This is a genomic window from Curtobacterium oceanosedimentum (genome assembly GCF_020297365.1).
Classification (GTDB): Bacteria; Actinomycetota; Actinomycetes; order Actinomycetales; family Microbacteriaceae; genus Curtobacterium.
On sequence record NZ_JAIXIG010000005.1, the window covers coordinates 37,946 to 53,869 of the forward strand.

14 protein-coding genes are annotated in these 15,924 nt (G+C 72.7%); 10 read left to right on the forward strand and 4 right to left on the reverse strand.

The annotated features are described in order from the left end of the window. The first annotated feature begins 87 nt into the window (after positions 1–87). The 3 genes from LEL83_RS03355 to LEL83_RS03365 are packed head-to-tail and all read left to right on the forward strand — an operon-like array spanning position 88 to position 6,199. Positions 88–1,920, forward strand: coding sequence for a thioredoxin domain-containing protein (locus LEL83_RS03355; RefSeq protein WP_225557768.1), 1,833 nt, complete (start codon positions 88–90; stop codon positions 1,918–1,920). 39 nt (positions 1,921–1,959) lie between these two features. Next, entirely contained in the window at positions 1,960–5,811 is a 3,852-nt protein-coding gene (hrpA, locus tag LEL83_RS03360; protein WP_225557769.1) for an ATP-dependent RNA helicase HrpA, read from the forward strand. 19 nt (positions 5,812–5,830) lie between these two features. Further along, positions 5,831–6,199: a VOC family protein gene (locus tag LEL83_RS03365; RefSeq protein WP_198656635.1), complete on the forward strand. Its 369-nt coding sequence runs from the start codon at positions 5,831–5,833 to the stop codon at positions 6,197–6,199. Here the strand turns inward: LEL83_RS03365 and LEL83_RS03370 are convergent. Further along, positions 6,180–6,737: a YbaK/EbsC family protein gene (locus LEL83_RS03370; RefSeq protein ID WP_225557770.1), complete on the reverse strand. Its 558-nt coding sequence runs from the start codon at positions 6,735–6,737 to the stop codon at positions 6,180–6,182. The genes LEL83_RS03365 and LEL83_RS03370 overlap by 20 nt on opposite strands. Before the next feature lie 41 nt (positions 6,738–6,778). On the opposite strand from LEL83_RS03370, the gene LEL83_RS03375 reads away from it, so the two are divergent. From LEL83_RS03375 to LEL83_RS03395, 5 genes are read left to right on the forward strand one after another with little or no spacing between them, the layout of a single operon-like run. Further along, the gene (locus LEL83_RS03375; RefSeq protein ID WP_225557771.1) at positions 6,779–7,432 is read left to right on the forward strand and encodes a CatA-like O-acetyltransferase; all 654 of its coding nucleotides are present in this window, start codon (positions 6,779–6,781) and stop codon (positions 7,430–7,432) included. Between the two features lie 32 nt (positions 7,433–7,464). After that, positions 7,465–7,845, forward strand: a complete 381-nt coding sequence (locus LEL83_RS03380; protein WP_225557772.1) for a VOC family protein — start codon at positions 7,465–7,467, stop codon at positions 7,843–7,845. A gap of 39 nt (positions 7,846–7,884) precedes the next feature. Next, the gene (locus tag LEL83_RS03385) at positions 7,885–8,907 is read left to right on the forward strand and encodes a Gfo/Idh/MocA family protein (RefSeq protein WP_225557773.1); all 1,023 of its coding nucleotides are present in this window, start codon (positions 7,885–7,887) and stop codon (positions 8,905–8,907) included. Next, complete coding sequence (locus LEL83_RS03390) at positions 8,904–9,932, forward strand: Gfo/Idh/MocA family protein (protein ID WP_225557774.1); 1,029 nt, start codon at positions 8,904–8,906, stop codon at positions 9,930–9,932. The genes LEL83_RS03385 and LEL83_RS03390 overlap by 4 nt, the downstream gene beginning before the upstream one ends. Positions 9,933–9,973: 41 nt before the next feature. Then, positions 9,974–10,987, forward strand: a complete 1,014-nt coding sequence (locus LEL83_RS03395; protein WP_225557775.1) for a LacI family DNA-binding transcriptional regulator — start codon at positions 9,974–9,976, stop codon at positions 10,985–10,987. Positions 10,988–11,056: 69 nt separating this feature from the next. On the opposite strand, the gene LEL83_RS03400 is transcribed toward LEL83_RS03395, so the two are convergent. Beyond that, positions 11,057–11,848, reverse strand: a complete 792-nt coding sequence (locus LEL83_RS03400) for an esterase/lipase family protein (protein WP_308009854.1) — start codon at positions 11,846–11,848, stop codon at positions 11,057–11,059. Next, complete coding sequence (locus LEL83_RS03405) at positions 11,845–12,618, reverse strand: alpha/beta fold hydrolase (protein ID WP_225557776.1); 774 nt, start codon at positions 12,616–12,618, stop codon at positions 11,845–11,847. Before LEL83_RS03405 ends, LEL83_RS03400 begins: the two co-directional genes overlap by 4 nt. Positions 12,619–12,748: 130 nt before the next feature. Here LEL83_RS03405 and LEL83_RS03410 point away from each other — a divergent pair, with 130 nt between their 5' ends. Then, positions 12,749–13,297, forward strand: a complete 549-nt coding sequence (locus LEL83_RS03410) for a dihydrofolate reductase family protein (RefSeq protein ID WP_198656642.1) — start codon at positions 12,749–12,751, stop codon at positions 13,295–13,297. Between the two features lie 104 nt (positions 13,298–13,401). After that, the gene (locus tag LEL83_RS03415) at positions 13,402–14,700 is read left to right on the forward strand and encodes an NAD(P)/FAD-dependent oxidoreductase (RefSeq protein ID WP_198656643.1); all 1,299 of its coding nucleotides are present in this window, start codon (positions 13,402–13,404) and stop codon (positions 14,698–14,700) included. Between the two features lie 265 nt (positions 14,701–14,965). Here the strand turns inward: LEL83_RS03415 and LEL83_RS03420 are convergent, their stop codons facing one another. After that, positions 14,966–15,886: an SDR family oxidoreductase gene (locus LEL83_RS03420; protein WP_198656644.1), complete on the reverse strand. Its 921-nt coding sequence runs from the start codon at positions 15,884–15,886 to the stop codon at positions 14,966–14,968. Between the last annotated feature and the right edge of the window lie 38 nt (positions 15,887–15,924).

Sequence of the window (15,924 nt, forward strand, 5' to 3'; positions counted from 1 at the left end):
CCCACGGCGCCTGTGCACAGTGGTCCTCCCGTCCACAATCGCCCCGGGGCGGTGGTCCGTCCAGTCGCCCGGGGGCACGCTGGGGGCATGGACGACAACCGCCTCGGCACCTCGGTCAGCCCCTACCTGCGCCTGCACGCCGACAACCCGGTCGACTGGCGCGAGTGGGGGCCCGAGGCGTTCGCCGAGGCCCGCGAGCGCGACGTCCCCGTCCTGGTGTCGGTCGGCTACGCCACGTGCCACTGGTGCCACGTGATGGCGCGCGAGAGCTTCGCGGACCCGGAGATCGGCGAGCTGCTCCGTCGGGACTTCGTGTCGGTGAAGGTCGACCGCGAAGAACGTCCGGACGTCGACGCCAGCCTGATGGCCTCGGCGAGCGCCTTCACGCAGCAGCTCGGTTGGCCGCTGACGACGTTCCTCACGCCGGACGGGCACGTGTTCTTCGCGGGGACGTACTTCCCGCCCTCCCCGGTCGGCCAGGTCCCGGCGTTCCGGCAGATCCTCGCGGCGGTGCTCGACGCCTGGACGGAGCGGCGGCACGAGGTGGACGCGAACGCGTCGGCCATCGCGACGGCGATCCGGCAGGGCGCGGCGGCGGACGCGACCGCACGCTCCGGCGAGGGCGGTGACGGGGCCGACCCGGGCCTCCCGTCCGTCGACGCCATCCGTGCCGTCACGGGCCAGCTGGCCGCGGCTGAGGACACCACCCACGGCGGTTTCGGCGGTGCCCCGAAGTTCCCGAGCACCCCGTTGCTCGAGTTCCTCGCCGATGCGGCAGCCGATGGCGACGCCGAGGCCGACGGGCTGCTCGACCGGTCGTTGCACGCGATCCGCGCGTCCGAGCTGACCGACGCCGACGGCGGGGTCTTCCGGTACGCCACCCGGCGCGACTGGAGCGTGCCGCACTACGAGCGCATGCTGTACGACAACGCCGGACTGCTCGCGGTGGCGGGGGCCGAGCAGGCACGCGGCATCGCAGAGTTCCTGCGCGACACGTTGCGCCGCGCCGACGGCGCCTTCGTCGCCGCCCAGGACAGCGAGTCGACGATCGACGGCCGCCGGGTCGAGGGCGAGTGGTACCGGCGACCCCTCGCAGAACGTTCCCGGCTCGACCCGCCGCCGCTCGACAACCAGGTCCTGACCGGCTGGAACGGGCTCGCGATCCGGGGGCTCGCGATCGCGGGGGCGCGGCACGGCGATCCCGAACTCGTGGCCCTGGCTCGTGGTGCGGCCGATGCCGTCCTCGCCGCGCACGTGCAGGCCGGACACGTGACGGTCCGCTCCAGCACACCCGCCGGGGCATCCTCGGCGCCGGCCACCATCGAGGACGTCGGCCTGCTCGCTGAAGGGCTGCTGGAACTCGCGCTCGCGACGGGCGAGGTGTCGTACGCCACCGTCGCTCGATCGCTCGTCGACGACGGGCTGGCCGAGCGCTTCGAGGTCGACCCCGTGCTGGCCTCGGCGGGGACGGCCACGGGCGAACAGCCGCAGACCGCGATGCGCTCCGGCACGGTCGGGCTGGCATCGGCGGCGGCGATCCTCGCGGCCCTGACCGGTGACGGTGCACTCCGTGACGCCGCGGCCCGGCTCGTCGCGGCACGCGCGCTGACCGGTACCGAGCGACCACTCGGCCACGCGGACGCCCTCGGGGTGGCGCTCGCGCTGCAGCGTCCGTCCCGCGAGGTCGTCGTCGTCACGAGCGACGCCGACGACCCACTGCGCGCCGTCGCGCGGAGCGCACGGCAGCCGGGCACCGTCGTCGCCGTGGTCACGCCCGAGCAGGCCCGTGCGTGGAGCGACGTCGGCTTCTCACTGTTCGCGGGGCGTGACGACCTGGACCCCGCCGCCTACGTCTGCCACGACCGGGTGTGCGCACTGCCGGCCCGCACGGCGGACGCGTTCGCCGAGCAGATCGCCTGACCACCGCTTGCTCCGCGCAGCCTGTATCCTGGAATGCTCATGTCTCCCACGCTGCCCGCCATCACCTACCCGCCCGAGCTGCCGGTCTCGCAGCGGCGGGACGACATCGCGGCCGCCATCCGGGACAACCAGGTGGTGATCGTCGCCGGCGCCACCGGTTCCGGCAAGACGACCCAGCTGCCCAAGATCTGCCTCGAGCTCGGGCGTGAGCACATCGGGCACACGCAGCCCCGTCGGATCGCGGCGCGCACGATCGCCGAGCGGGTGGCCGAGGAGCTCGGCGGCGGCGAGCTCGGCGGACTCGTCGGCTACCAGGTGCGCTTCACCGACAAGGTCAGCTCCGAGACCCGCGTGAAGCTGATGACCGACGGCATCCTGCTCAACGAGATCCACTTCGACCGCGACCTGAAGCGGTACGACACGATCATCATCGACGAGGCGCACGAGCGGTCGCTGACCATCGACTTCCTGCTCGGCTACCTCAAGCGACTGCTCCCCCGACGCCCCGACCTCAAGCTCATCATCACGAGTGCGACGATCGATCCGGAGTCCTTCTCGAAGCACTTCGGGGGCGCGCCGATCATCGAGGTGTCCGGCCGCACCTACCCGGTCGAGGTCCGGTACCGTCCGCTCGTCGCCGAGGACCAGGGCGACGACGCCGACGACGAGTCCGACTCCCGGACCGGCGACAGCGGGAACGCCGCCGACGACCGCGACACCCTGCAGGGGATCACCGACGCCCTCGACGAGCTGGCGCAGGAGGACCCGGGCGACGTCCTGGTGTTCCTGTCCGGCGAGAACGAGATCCGCGACGCCCAGGACGCCATCGAGGGCAAGCGCTACCCGGGCACCGAGGTCCTGCCGCTGTACGGGCGGTTGTCCGCCGCCGACCAGCACCGGGTCTTCGAGCGCCGCAGCACGCCGGGCATCCGCAGGCGTGTGGTCCTGGCGACCAACGTCGCCGAGACCTCGCTCACCGTGCCGGGGATCAAGTACGTCGTCGACACCGGCACGGCGCGCATCTCGCGGTACTCCCCGCGCGCCAAGGTGCAGCGTCTGCCGATCGAGGCGATCTCGCAGGCCAGTGCGAACCAGCGCTCCGGGCGCGCGGGACGCACCAGCGCCGGTATCGCCATCCGGCTCTACTCCGAGGACGACTTCGGCCGCCGCCCCGAGTACACCGACCCCGAGATCCTCCGCACGAACCTCGCCGCGGTGATCCTGCAGATGATCTCCCTCGGCTTCGGGGACATCGAGTCGTTCCCGTTCCTGCAGCCGCCGGACAGCCGGGGCGTGAAGGACGGCCTCGACCTGCTCCGCGAACTCCGTGCCGTCGACAAGGACGGCCGCATCACGAAGTCCGGGCGGCAGCTCACCCGGCTGCCCATCGACCCGCGACTCGGGCGGATGGTGCTCGAGGCCGGTCGGCAGGGCGTCGGGCGCGAGGTCGTCGCGATCGTCAGCGCCCTGAGCATCCAGGACCCGCGGGAGCGCCCCCTCGAGAAGCGCGCCCACGCCGATCAGCTCCACGCCCGGTTCGCCGATCCCACGAGCGACTTCCTCACCCTGCTCAACCTCTGGAACCACCTCGAGGACAAGCAGGAGGAACTGTCGTCGAGCGCGTTCCGCCGGTTGTGCAAGGCGGAGTTCCTCAACCACCTGCGCATCCGCGAGTGGCAGGACCTGTACCGGCAGCTCTCCCGCGCCGCCAAGCAGGTCGACGTGCGGGTCGGGCAGTCCCGCTCCGACGACGGCGACGCCGTGCACCGGTCACTCCTGTCCGGGCTCCTCAGCCAGATCGGTCTGCGCGACCGCGAGAAGCGCGACTACCTCGGCTCCCGCAACACCCGGTTCGTGGTGTTCCCGGGCAGCGTCCTGGCCAAGAAGCAGCCCGACGCCGTGATGGCCGCCGAACTCGTCGAGACGAGCCGGCTGTTCGCGCGGACGGTGGGCCGCATCGACCCCGCGTGGGTGGAGCCGCTCGCCGGTGACCTGCTCAAGCGCACCTACGGTGAGCCGCACTGGGAGAAGAAGCAGGGCGCCGTCGTCGCCTACGAGCGGGTGACCCTGTTCGGCGTCCCGATCGTGGAGCGCCGCCGCGTGCAGTACAAGCGCGTCGACCCCGAGCACTCCCGCGAGCTCTTCATCCGGCACGCCCTCGTCGAGGGCGAGTGGGACTCGCAGCAGGCGTTCGACCGCGACAACCGTCGACTCCGGCGCGAACTCGAACAGCTCGAGGAACGCACACGCCGCCGCGACATCCTGTTCGACGACGAGCGCGTCTTCGACTTCTACGACGCCCGCATCCCGGCGGACATCACGACGACCCGCGACTTCGAGGGCTGGTGGCGAGCCACCCGTCGTGAGCAGCCGGACCTGCTCACCATGCGCCGGTCGGACCTGCTGGACGAGGACGCGGCAGAGGCGGCGCAGGACCAGCAGGAGTACCCGACCCAGTGGCGGAGCGGCGACCAGCGGCTGGCGATCAAGTACCGCTTCGAGCCGGGCGCCCAGGACGACGGCGTCAGCGTGCAGGTGCCCCTCGCGCTCCTCCCCCGCATGCGCGAAGAGGGGTTCGACTGGCAGGTCCGCGGGCTGCGCAAGGAGCTCGTCACCGCGCTCATCAAGTCGCTGCCGAAGCAGATCCGCAAGAACGTCGTGCCCGCCGCCGACTGGGCCGAGAAGATCGTCGCCGAGCTGCCCGACGACGCCCCGACCGAGCCGACCGAGTCGTTCCGCGCCACCCTCGCCAAGGCGATCCAGCGCATGACCTACGTCCCGGTCACCGAGTCCGACTTCGACCTGTCCCGCGTCCCCGCGCACCTGCTGCCGACGTGGGCCGTGGTCGACGAGCGCGGCCGCCGGGTCGAGACCGGCAAGGACCTGTCGGCCCTGCAGACCAAGCTCAAGGACCGGACCCGGCAGAGCGTCGCCTCCGCGACGGCGAAGGGCGCGGGACGGCCAGGAGGCGCGGCTCGCGTCGCGTCCGCCGGCGTCGGTCGTCCGCTGGAACAGTCCGGCCTCAGCGCCTGGCCCGACCAGGACCTGCCGCAGACCCTCGACACCGAGCAGGCGGGCGGCATCATCCGCGCGTACCCGTCCCTGGTGGAGGAGGGCTCGGGCCCGAAGGCGACCGTCGGCGTGCAGCTCCTCGCCACCCCGTCGGACCGGGCGGTGACGATGCCGGCCGGAGTGCGTCGCCTGGTGATGCACGCGGTGCCCTCCCCCGTGTCGTACATCCAGTCGCACCTGACCGCGCAGGAGAAGCTCGCGCTCGCCGCCAGCCCGTACCCGTCGACCGCCGCCCTGTTCGACGACGTCCTGGCCGCCGTGGTCGATTCGGGCATCCGCCGTGCCCACCCCGACGGTCTGGTCTTCACGAAGGCCGAGTTCGAGTCCGTCCGCGACGCCGTGTCGGCCACCGTCGTCGACACGATGTTCACCGCGGTGTCCGAGGTCGCAGCGGTCCTGGCCGCCCAACGGTCGGCGGAGCGTGCACTGAAGCAGGCGAACTCCATGTCCCTGCTCGCCGCGTTGACGGACATGCGCCAGCAGACGGAGCGCCTCGTGTTCCCCGGGTTCGTCGCCGTCGCGGGGCTCGACCGACTGCGCCGCATCCGCGTGTACCTGCAGGGCATCGAGGCCCGCGTGCAGAAGCTGCTGCAGAACCCCGGACGCGACGCCACCTGGATGCGCGAGGTCACCGTGGCGACCGACCGCTACACCGATGCCGGCGGCACGTTCCCGCCCGCGGTCGGGGCGCACCCGGAGCTCGTGCACGCACGGTGGATGCTCGAGGAGTTCCGGCTCAGCCTGTTCGCGCAGGAGCTCGGGACCGCCGAGACCGTCTCGTTGCAGCGGATCACGAAGGCCCTGGCGGCGGCTCGCTGATCGGTCTACCGTGTCGCCCATGATCGGCACACTCGACGTCGTCGTCCTGGACTGCTCGGACACCCGCGCCCTCGCCCGCTTCTACGCCGAGCTGCTCGGCGGGGAGATCGTCGGCTTCGACGAGGACTGGGCCGAGATCGCCCTCCCGTTCACCGACCACCGTCCGATCCTGGCGTTCCAGCAGGTCGACGACTACCGCGCACCGGAGTGGCCGGGCCAGACCGTGCCGCAGCAGAGCCACCTCGACGTCAAGGTCGACGACCTCGACGACGGCGAGGCCGCGGTGCTGGCGATCGGAGCGACGGCCACGGGATCGGGGACGGACACGTTCCGCGTCTACCTCGACCCGGCCGGGCACCCGTTCTGCCTCATCCGGCCGTCGGACTGACCGCCTCGGTCGCCAGGCCCTCGACGACCGTCACGTTCGGCAGGGCCGTGAGCGACCGTCCGGGCAGGAACAGCTTGGCGGCTCGCCGCCCGGCCCCGATGACGACCTCGGGTGCGTCGAGCACGCGCGCGTCGATGTAGAGCGGCCACGACGACGGCAGTCCGATCGGGGTGATCCCGCCGTACTCCATGCCCGTCAGCTCGACCGCCTGGTCCATCGGGGCGAAGCTCGCCTTGCGCACGTCGAGCAGCTGCTTCACGACGCGGTTGACGTCGAGCTTGGTCGATGCCAGGACGACGCACGCGGCGTAGCGGACCTCGTCGCCCCGCTTGCCGGCGACGACGATGCAGTTCGCGCCGCCTGCCAGCGGGTAGCCGTAGGCCTCCGAGAACGCGGCAGTGTCGGCCAGGTCGGCGTCGATCGGCGCGCCCTCGATCGTCGAGAGCACGTCGCTGGGCAGCGTGACCAGGGCTTCGGCGACGGGGATGGCGAGGAAGCCGGTGGCGACCAGGGCAGGAACACGTTCGAGCGTCGGCATGGCTCCACCGTAGGCAAGCGATCCCGCACGAGGGTGGAGCCATGACCGAACTCCGGGCGATCGACGTCGACCAGTGGGCCCGTCGGGAACACTTCGAGCACTACCGGCGCCGGGTGCCGTGCGCGTACGAGGTGACCGTCGAGCTCGACGTCACCGCCTTCGTCGAGCGCGTCCGCGCGACCGGCCGGCGGACGTACCCGTCGCAGCTCTGGGCCATCGCGACCGTGGTGAACCGGCACGACGAGTTCCGCATGCAGCTGCTGGACGACGGCTCGCCCGCCGTGTGGGACCGCGTCCACCCGATGTTCACCGTGTTCCACCCGGACACCGAGACGTTCTCCGCCCTCGTCGTGCCCTACGTCGACGACTTCGGCGCGTTCCACGACGCCGCGGTGTCGACGATGGCGGAGCACCGCGACGACACCCGGATGTTCCCGCAGGACGACCGACCCCGGAACGTGTTCGACGTCTCGACCCTGCCGCGGGCGTCCTTCACCGGGTTCTCGTTGCAGGTGCGCGACGGCTGGGACCACCTGCTGCCGATCATCACGCTCGGCGGGTACCGGACCGCCGGCGAACGGACGCTGCTGCCGCTGGCGTTGCACGTCGACCACGCCGCCGCCGACGGCTTCCACACGACCCGGCTGCTCGGCGAGCTCGACGAGCTGTTCGCCGACCCCTCGTGGCTCGGTTGACCGCAGGGTCGCGTGCGAGTAGAACGGCGCGCATGACGAACGCGGTGGTGCACGTCGAACTCATCGGCCCCGATCCGGATCGGCTCCGGGCCTTCTACGCCGCGCTCTTCGGGTGGGACTCCCCCGCGGGCGCTCCGGTCGCCGCAGCCGTCTCGGACCCGTCCTCGTACTCGTTCCTCGATCCGGTGCCGGGCGCCGGACCGGTCGCAGGCGGCATCGGCGGCGGCCCCGGGTTCACCGCCCACGCGGTCTTCTACGTCGGCGTCGAGGAGGTCGCTGCGGCGCTCGAGCGCGTCGAGGAGCTCGGCGGCAGCGTCGTCCTGCCGCCGCAGCGCAACGAGGGCGGCGGTGTGACGGTCGGGCACTTCCACGACCCGGCGGGCAACCTGGTCGGCGTGGCAGGCCCCCGCTGACCCGCCCCGCCGTCCCACCGCATCTCCTACGCTGAACCCATGACGACGCAGTCGACACCGCGCCCTCGCAGACGCATCGGGCTCGTCGGCGCGGGTGGGATCTCCGTCGCACACCTGCCCGGGCTGCTCCGCCTGGGCGACGTCGTGGTGCACTCGCACGACGGTGCGCACGAGCTCGCCGCCGCGTTCGCCGACACCGCACTGGCTCAGGACAGCACGATCACCGTGGCGGACGGCCTCGACGACCTCCTCGCCGCGGTCGACGTCGTCGACGTGGTGGTCCCGACGCACACCCATGCCGAGGTCGTGCGGGCGGCGATCGCGGCCGGCAAGGACGTCGTCTGCGAGAAGCCCCTGGCCCGGACCGACGCGGACGCGGCGGACCTGGCCGCCCGCGCTGCGGACGCGGGCGTGCAGCTCTCCCCGGCCCAGGTGGTGCGCTGGTTCCCCGCGTACGCGCGCCTGCACGAGGCCACGACCACGGGCCTCCTGGGCGACCTGGCGGTGTTGCGGTTCTCGCGGTCCGGCGCCTTCCCTGCCCACGTCCCGTGGTTCGGCGACCGCGCACTGTCCGGCGGGATCGTGATGGACCAGATGATCCACGACCTGGACATCGCGCGCTGGGTGGCGGGCGAGGTGACACGGGTGTCGGCGGTGAGCGTGCGAGCGGGGTCCGAGGCCGAGCCGGTCGAGGCCGCGCACGTCCTGCTCACGCACGCATCCGGCGCGATCAGTCACGTGGCCGGGCTGTGGGGGCCGCAGCACCTCGCGTTCACGACGGAGTACGCGGTGACGGGGACGCTCGGCAGCCTGTCGCACTCCTCGCGAGCCGAAGAGGACACCCGCCGCGATCTCGCGGCACCGGCCTCCGTCGACGGCTTCCTGCCGTCGGTGGACCCCGCGGACGATCCGTACGCGCTGGAGCTCGCCGACTTCCTGGCGGCGTTCGACGGCGGGACGCCGCCCCGGGTCACCGCAGCAGACGGTGTCGCCGCGGTGCGGATCGCGAACGCGGCCATCGCGTCCATCGAGTCCGGTCAGCCGGTGGAGCTGGTGTCGTGACGCTCCGGGTCGGGGTGCTCTCGTTCGCCCACACGCACGCCATCAGCTACCTCGGCGCCCTGGCGGCGATGCCCGACGTCGAGGTGCGCGGGACGGACCCGGGCGGGACGTCGACGGGGACGGGACTCGGCGACCTGCGCGGAGCCGAGCTGGCCCACGCGCTCGGAGCCGGGTACGCGGAGACCGTCGACGACCTGCTCGCGTGGGGCCCGGACGCCGTCGTCGTGACGAGCGAGAACACCCGGCACCGCGAGTTCGTGGAGCTCGCCGCCGCGGCCGGGGCGCACGTGCTCTGCGAGAAGCCGCTCGCGACCTCGTGGGAGGACGGGCTCGCCATCCGCGATGCGGTGGACCGCGCCGGGGTACGGCTGATGATGGCGTTCCCGGTGCGCTTCGCCTCGGCGTTCGACCGGCTGCGCGCGACGCGGGACTCGGGCGCACTCGGCACGGTGTTCTCGGTGCGGGGCGCGAACAACGGCATGCTCCCGCTCGCCCGTGACTGGTTCACCGACGTCCGGCTGAGCGGCGGCGGCGCGCTCGTCGACCACGTCGTGCACGTCGCCGACCTGGTCGACGGACTGACCGGAGCGACGCCGGTGTCCGTCACGGCCGTCGCGAACCGGGTGCTGCACGCCGACCGGGCGAACGCCGAGACCGCCGGCCTGGTGACCGTCACCTACGACGACGGCATGATCGCGGCGATCGACTGCTCGTGGAGCCGGCCGGACACGTCACCGGTGTGGGGCGGGCTGACGCTCGACGTCGCAGGCACCGGAGGCACGGTGTCGGTGGACTTCTTCGGCGCGGCTGCTCGTGGGCTCGACGCGGTGAGCGGTCGGCCGATCGAGCTGCGCTACGGGCCGGACCACGACCTGCCGATGCTCCGGACGTTCCTGGCGGCCGTGCGGTCCGGCGAGCAGCCACAGCCGGACGTCCACGTGGGGCTGCGGACGCTGTCGATCGTGCTCGCCGCGCAGGAGTCGGTCCGGACGGGCAGGACGGTGCCTGTGCCGGTCGCGAGCTGAGCCCCGCCCGCGACGCCCTGCCCCGCGCTACGCTCGACCCGATGCGCGCGACCGTGCGGGACGTGGCGGCCCTGGCCGGGGTGTCGCCGAAGACCGTCTCCAACGTCATCAACGGCGGTGTGGTCGTGCGCCCGGAGACCAGGGAGCGCGTCGAGCAGGCGGTCGCCGAACTCGACTACGTGCCGAACCTGTCGGCACGCGGCCTGCGGAACGGGCGGTCCGGCGCGATCGCCCTGACCCTGCCGGAGATGGGCAGCGCGTACTCCGCCGAGCTCGCGCAGTCCTTCGTCGAGCTCGCCCGCGAACGCGGCTGGGTGGTGCAGCTCGAGCAGACCGGCAACGACCCCGCCCGCGAACGCGAACTGGTGTCCCGCGCCCGCGCCCACCTGGTGGACGGGCTCATCCTCAACCCGGTGTCCCTGAGCGCGAGTGTCCTGGCCGGAGCCGAGGGACTGCCCCCGACGGTCGTCATCGGCGAGGTCGAACCGGAGCACGTCGATCAGGTGCACGTCGACAGCAGCGCGGCGGCACAGCAGGTCACCGCGCACCTGATCGCCCGCGGGCACCGACGCATCGCGGTCGTCGGGGCGTCGCTGCCGGACGCGGCGACCGCGACGAGCGAACTGCGCGAGCGCGGGTACGGCGCGGCGCTGGCGGCTGCGGGCATCGCGCTCGACCCGGCGCTGCGCGTCCCGCTGCCGGCGTGGACGACCAGTGCCGCCGCGACGACCTTCGCCGCCTGGCTCGACGAGCACCCGCTGCCCGACGCCGTGTTCGCGTTCACCGACTCGATCGCGTTCGGGGTGCTGCACGTCCTCGCCGCCCGCGGCGTCCGGGTGCCGGAGCAGGTGAGCGTCGTCGGGTTCGACGACGTCGACGCGGCCGCCTACGCGATCCCGTCGCTCAGCACGGTGTCGTTCGACCGTCGGGCGTTCGCCACCGCCGCCCTCGACCTGCTGACCCACCGCATCGCGGACCGGACGGCGCCACCCGAGACCGTCGTGGTGCCGCACCGCATCGTCGAGCGCGCGAGCGTCGCCGACCGCGCGCGCTGACGCTGACCGCTGCCGCGCCGTTTCGCGCTGACCGACACCTCACGCGGTCGCGCGCCCACGAAGTGTCGCTCAGCGCGAAAGACCGCCAGCCGGTTCGCCGCTGGGGTCGCCGCCGCCCGGGTCCGCGGCCGCCAGCACCGCGGACCGCGTCCGCGCATCGCCGAGGATCCGGAAGTGCCCGCCGACCGGCAGCCGCACGTTGGTCGCCCCGGCGAGCTCGCTGCCCTCCGGGATGAGCGTGTCGAAGACGCCGTACACCGACGTGATCCGCGCGTTGGCGCCGAGCTCCCGCGCGAGCCCCGCCAGCACCGGGTCGGCCGCCCGGAAGGCACGCAGGTGCGGCACCGGCGCGAGCCGCGCGTACACCGAGCCGGCGAAGGGCGTCGACACCGCCACCATCCGGTCGATGCGCCCGTCGGCGTCGAGCTGGCTCATCGCGTACTTGCCGATCAACCCGCCCTTGCTGTGTGCGAGGACCAGGACGTTCCGTAGGTCGTGCTCGTGCAGGTACGCCACGACGTCGCGCGCCGACGCCGGCACCGGCCGCAGGTTGTGCCGGAGCACGGGCAGCACGTGCACCGGGTGACCGCGGTCGTGCAGGGCGTCCATCAGCGGGCGCATGAAGTGCCAGGTCTCGTAGACCCCGGGGATCACGACGACGGGCTGACCGCTGCCGGTCCGGTAGTCGTCGGCGGTGGTCGGGCCCAGGCTCCGCACCTGCCAGCGGGCGGCGTACGCCCAGTCGAGTGCGGCCCACCACGCCCGACGCACCAGCGGCACACGGCCCGGGTCCACGCCGCCCGCACCGGACGGACGCTCCAGCGGTGGTCCGGCCGCGCCGGCGGGGAGCGACCCGGTCATGGTGACGCCTGCGGGGTGTGGGCGCGCTCGAACGCGTCGACGAGCCGGGCGAACGCCTCCGGCTGACGCTCCTGCACGTGGTGCGGGCCGGCCAGCTCGACGAAGGTGCCGTCGGGCGCCGCCGCGGCGACGCGCTCGGACCACTCGCGCCGTGCGATCGGGTCCCGGTCGCCGCGGACGACGAGCACCGGCTGCGCGACCTCGGCGACGGTGTCCTCGGTGCGGTACCGGAGCATGGGGCGCAGCTCGTGCAGGTACTGCCGCATGCTCCGCAGGTAGTCGGTGACGAGGACGGCGTTCATCCGGACGCGTTCGACCAGTCCGTCGCGTGCCAGGTCGAACGCCTGCTGCCGGAGGGTCCGACGACCGGTCGCGATGACCGGTCCGACCATGACCACCGAACGCACCACCGACGGGTGCTGGCGGGCCGACTCGACCACGACCTGCGATCCCATCGACTGACCGACGAGCACCAGGTCGTCGTGGCCCCGCGACCGGACGGCACGCACCACCAGGTCGCCGAGTTCCTCGATCGACAGTCGCCGTCCAGCAGCGGGCAGCCACCCGAAGCCGGGCAGGTCGACGCTGACGGTGCGGTGCGTGGTGGCGAGGGCACGCTGCGACCGGGCGAAGGACCGGTGCGACATCCCGATGCCGTGCACCAGCACGACGGTCGGACTGCCGTCCTGGCCGAGCTGCCCGGCCGGTGCGGCGGAGTACAGGCGCACCGGCAGGCCATCGATCCGGACGGTCTCCACCTTGGCGCGCACGAACCGAGGCTACGCGGCGCTCCGCAGCACGACGTCAGCATGCCGCGCCCCAGCGCAGCAGCGGCACATCCGCACCACGAGAGCACCACGAGAGCACCACGACCGCACCGCCCGCGGGTACGATCCCGACATGCGGAAGACCACTGCCGGTCTGTTCACGTCGGTCGACGGCGTCGTGCAGGACCCCTACGAGTTCCAGTACGACAGCTTCGACGACGAGCTCGGCGCGGCGATGGGCGCATGGATGGCCCGGACCGACACCGTGCTGCTCGGCCGCACCAGCTACCTGGAGTGGTCCGAGTGGTGGCCCGCCCACGCCGACGACCCGTTCGGCCAGTGGATCAACCCGATCGAGAAGCACGTGGCCTCGACCACCCTCGGCGACGACCTGGCGTGGCAGAACAGCACCCGGATCCGCGGCGACGTCCCCACGTTCGTCCGCGAGCTGCAGCAGCGCGACGGCGCCGACATCGCCGTGTGCGGGAGCGTCACGCTCGTCCGCAGCCTGCTGTTCGCCGGGGTGCTCGACGAGCTCCAGCTGATGATCCACCCCGCGATCGCGGGCTCCGGTCGGCGGCTCTTCGAGCCGACGGACCCGGCCACGCGGCTGCGGCTGGTCGACAGCACCGTGACGAGCCGGGGGAACGTGCTGAACACCTACGGGCGGTTCGCGGACTGACGGAGGCGATCCGGACCTCCCGGCCGGCGTGCAGGTGGACGGCGGGGTCCCGTGATCGGCGTACCCTTCTGGGTGGCCCAGACCGCACGAACCCGGAGCTCACCATGCCGCAGGACACCCGCCCGCACGTCGTCATCGTCGGCGGTGGATTCGCCGGTGTCGCAGCCATGCGCGAACTCGCCGACGCACCGGTGCGGGTGACCCTGGTCGACCGCCACGTCTACAACATGTTCCAGCCGCTCATGTACCAGGTCGCGACCGGTGGCCTGAACGCGGGTGACGTGACCTACTTCCTGCGCTCGCTGCGGGCACGGCAGGCCAACGCCGAGTTCCGCCACGGCCTGCTCACCGGCATCCGCACCGACGAGCGCATCGCCGAGATGTCCGACGGCGAGCACCTGCACTACGACTACCTGATCCTCGCCAACGGCGTGAACACGAGCTACTTCGGCACCCCGGGGGCGTACGAGTACGCGTACTCGATGTACTCCCGCTCGCAGGCGCTCCGCATCCGCGACGAGCTGTTCACCCGCCTCGAGGAGGCCGCGGCGAACCAGGGCCCGGACGAGATCCGGATCGTCATCGTCGGCGGTGGGGCGACCGGCGTCGAGATGGCCGGGGCGCTCGCCGAGCTCCGCGACCAGGCGCTCGTCGGCGCCTACCCGGAGATCGAGCGCGGCAACATCTCGATCACCCTCGTGCACCGCAGCGGCGAACTGCTCAAGCCCTTCGCCCCGCGCCTGCGCCGCTACGCCGCCAAGGTCCTGCGCAAGCGCGGCGTCGTGCTCCGGCTGAACACGGGCGTCGCCGAGGTCAAGCCCGACGGCGTCGTGACGGCGGACGGCGAGTTCATCCCGGCGTCGCAGGTGGTCTGGGCGACCGGTGTCGCCGCGCACAAGGAGGTCGCCGGCTGGGGCCTGCCGCAGACCTCCGGCGGTCGCATCCAGGTGAACGACGACCTGAGCGTGAAGGGTGCGGAGCGCATCTTCTCGGCCGGCGACATCGCCGCGCAGGACGACGCCCTCGCCCAGCTCGCACAGCCCGCGCTGCAGGGCGGCAAGCACGTCGCGGCGCAGGTCAAGCGACTGGTGGCGGGCAAGGCCACCGAGCGCTTCAAGTACTTCGACAAGGGCACGATGGCGACGATCGGCACGAACGCCGCGGTCGCTCAGCTGCGCGGTGGGATCACGATGGTCGGGCCGGTCGCCTGGCTCGCGTGGGTGTTCGTGCACATCACGAGCCTGCTCGGCTCCGGCAACCGGATGTCGACCCTGACCCACTTCTTCGTGCGCTACGTGTGGTTCATGCGGAAGCGCTCGATCCCGATCGTGGGCGACGTCCGCCCGGTGCGCCCGAACGGCGACCGCGAGCCGGAGCCGTGGCAGATGCAGAAGGCCGAGTAGCGGCTGCGCTGCGCAGGAACGGTCGGGTCCGTACGTCGGACCCGACCGTTCCTGCGTTGCGGGTGGGTGCGGTGGGCGCGGGGCGCGCCGGCCGGGAGGCCCGGGGCGGGGCCGCCACGGGCCTCCCGTCCGGCGGGTGGTGGCGCAGGCGGGGTGTCCTGCCCGTCACCGACGCGGCACGACGATGTCGCTGTCAAACGACGGCGACATCGTCGTCCCGCACCCGGCGCGGGGTCCCACCTGCGCACAGGACGACGGACGACCGTCAGCGGCGGCGCTCCCCCGCGCTCCCCGCCGTCGTGTACGCACCGGCGGCGATGTCCTCGAACAGGGTGGGGCCGGTCGGCTCCCAGCCGAGGAGTCCGCGCGTCGCGTCCGAGCTGCCGGACATCTCCATGCCCCAGAACGTCGCGATGAACCCGAAGTGCGCGGGTGCGTCCGCGGGGTCGATCGACGTGACGGGCAGCCCGAGCGCGGCACCGATGGCCTCGGCGATCGCCCGCGTGGACAGGCCGGACTCGGCGACCGCGTGCAGCCTGGCGCCGGCCGGGGCCTGCTCGAGCCCGAGTCGCACCAGGCGTGCGGCATCGGTGACGTGCACGGCGGCCCAGCGGTTCGTGCCCTCGCCGACGTAGCCGGAGACGCCGTGCTGTCGGGCGACCTCGGTCAGGTACGCGATGAACCCGTGGTCCCCCGTGCCGTGCGTGGTGGGGCTGAACCGTGCGGCGACGGTGCGGACGCCCTGCTCGACGAAGTCGAACCCGCGGTTCTCACTCCCGCCCCGAGCGCTGTCGGGGCCGGTGAACGGCGACGGGTCCTGCTCGGTCGCAGCACGGTCCGGCGCGAGTGCCGCGATGCCGGAGGCCAGGACGAACGGCCGCCCGGACCCGACGAGCGCCGACCCGATCGTCTCGACGACCGCCCGCTCGGTGGCGTTCGTCGCCGCGGCGTTCGCCCAGTCGTGCTTGTTGGCCAGGTGCAGGACACCCTCGGCCTCGTCGGCGCCGCGGCGGATGGTGTCGAGGTCGTCCAGGTCGCCACGGAGGACGGTCACGCCCTTCGACCCGAGTGCGGCGGCCGAGGCGTCGGAGCGGGCCAGCCCGGTCACGGTGTGTCCGGCGGCGAGGAGGTCGTCGACGGTGTGGGAGCCGATCCAGCCGGAGGCCCCGGTGACGAAGACGTGCATGTGCGTTCCTTTCGCGTGGTCCACGACGGTGATGTCAT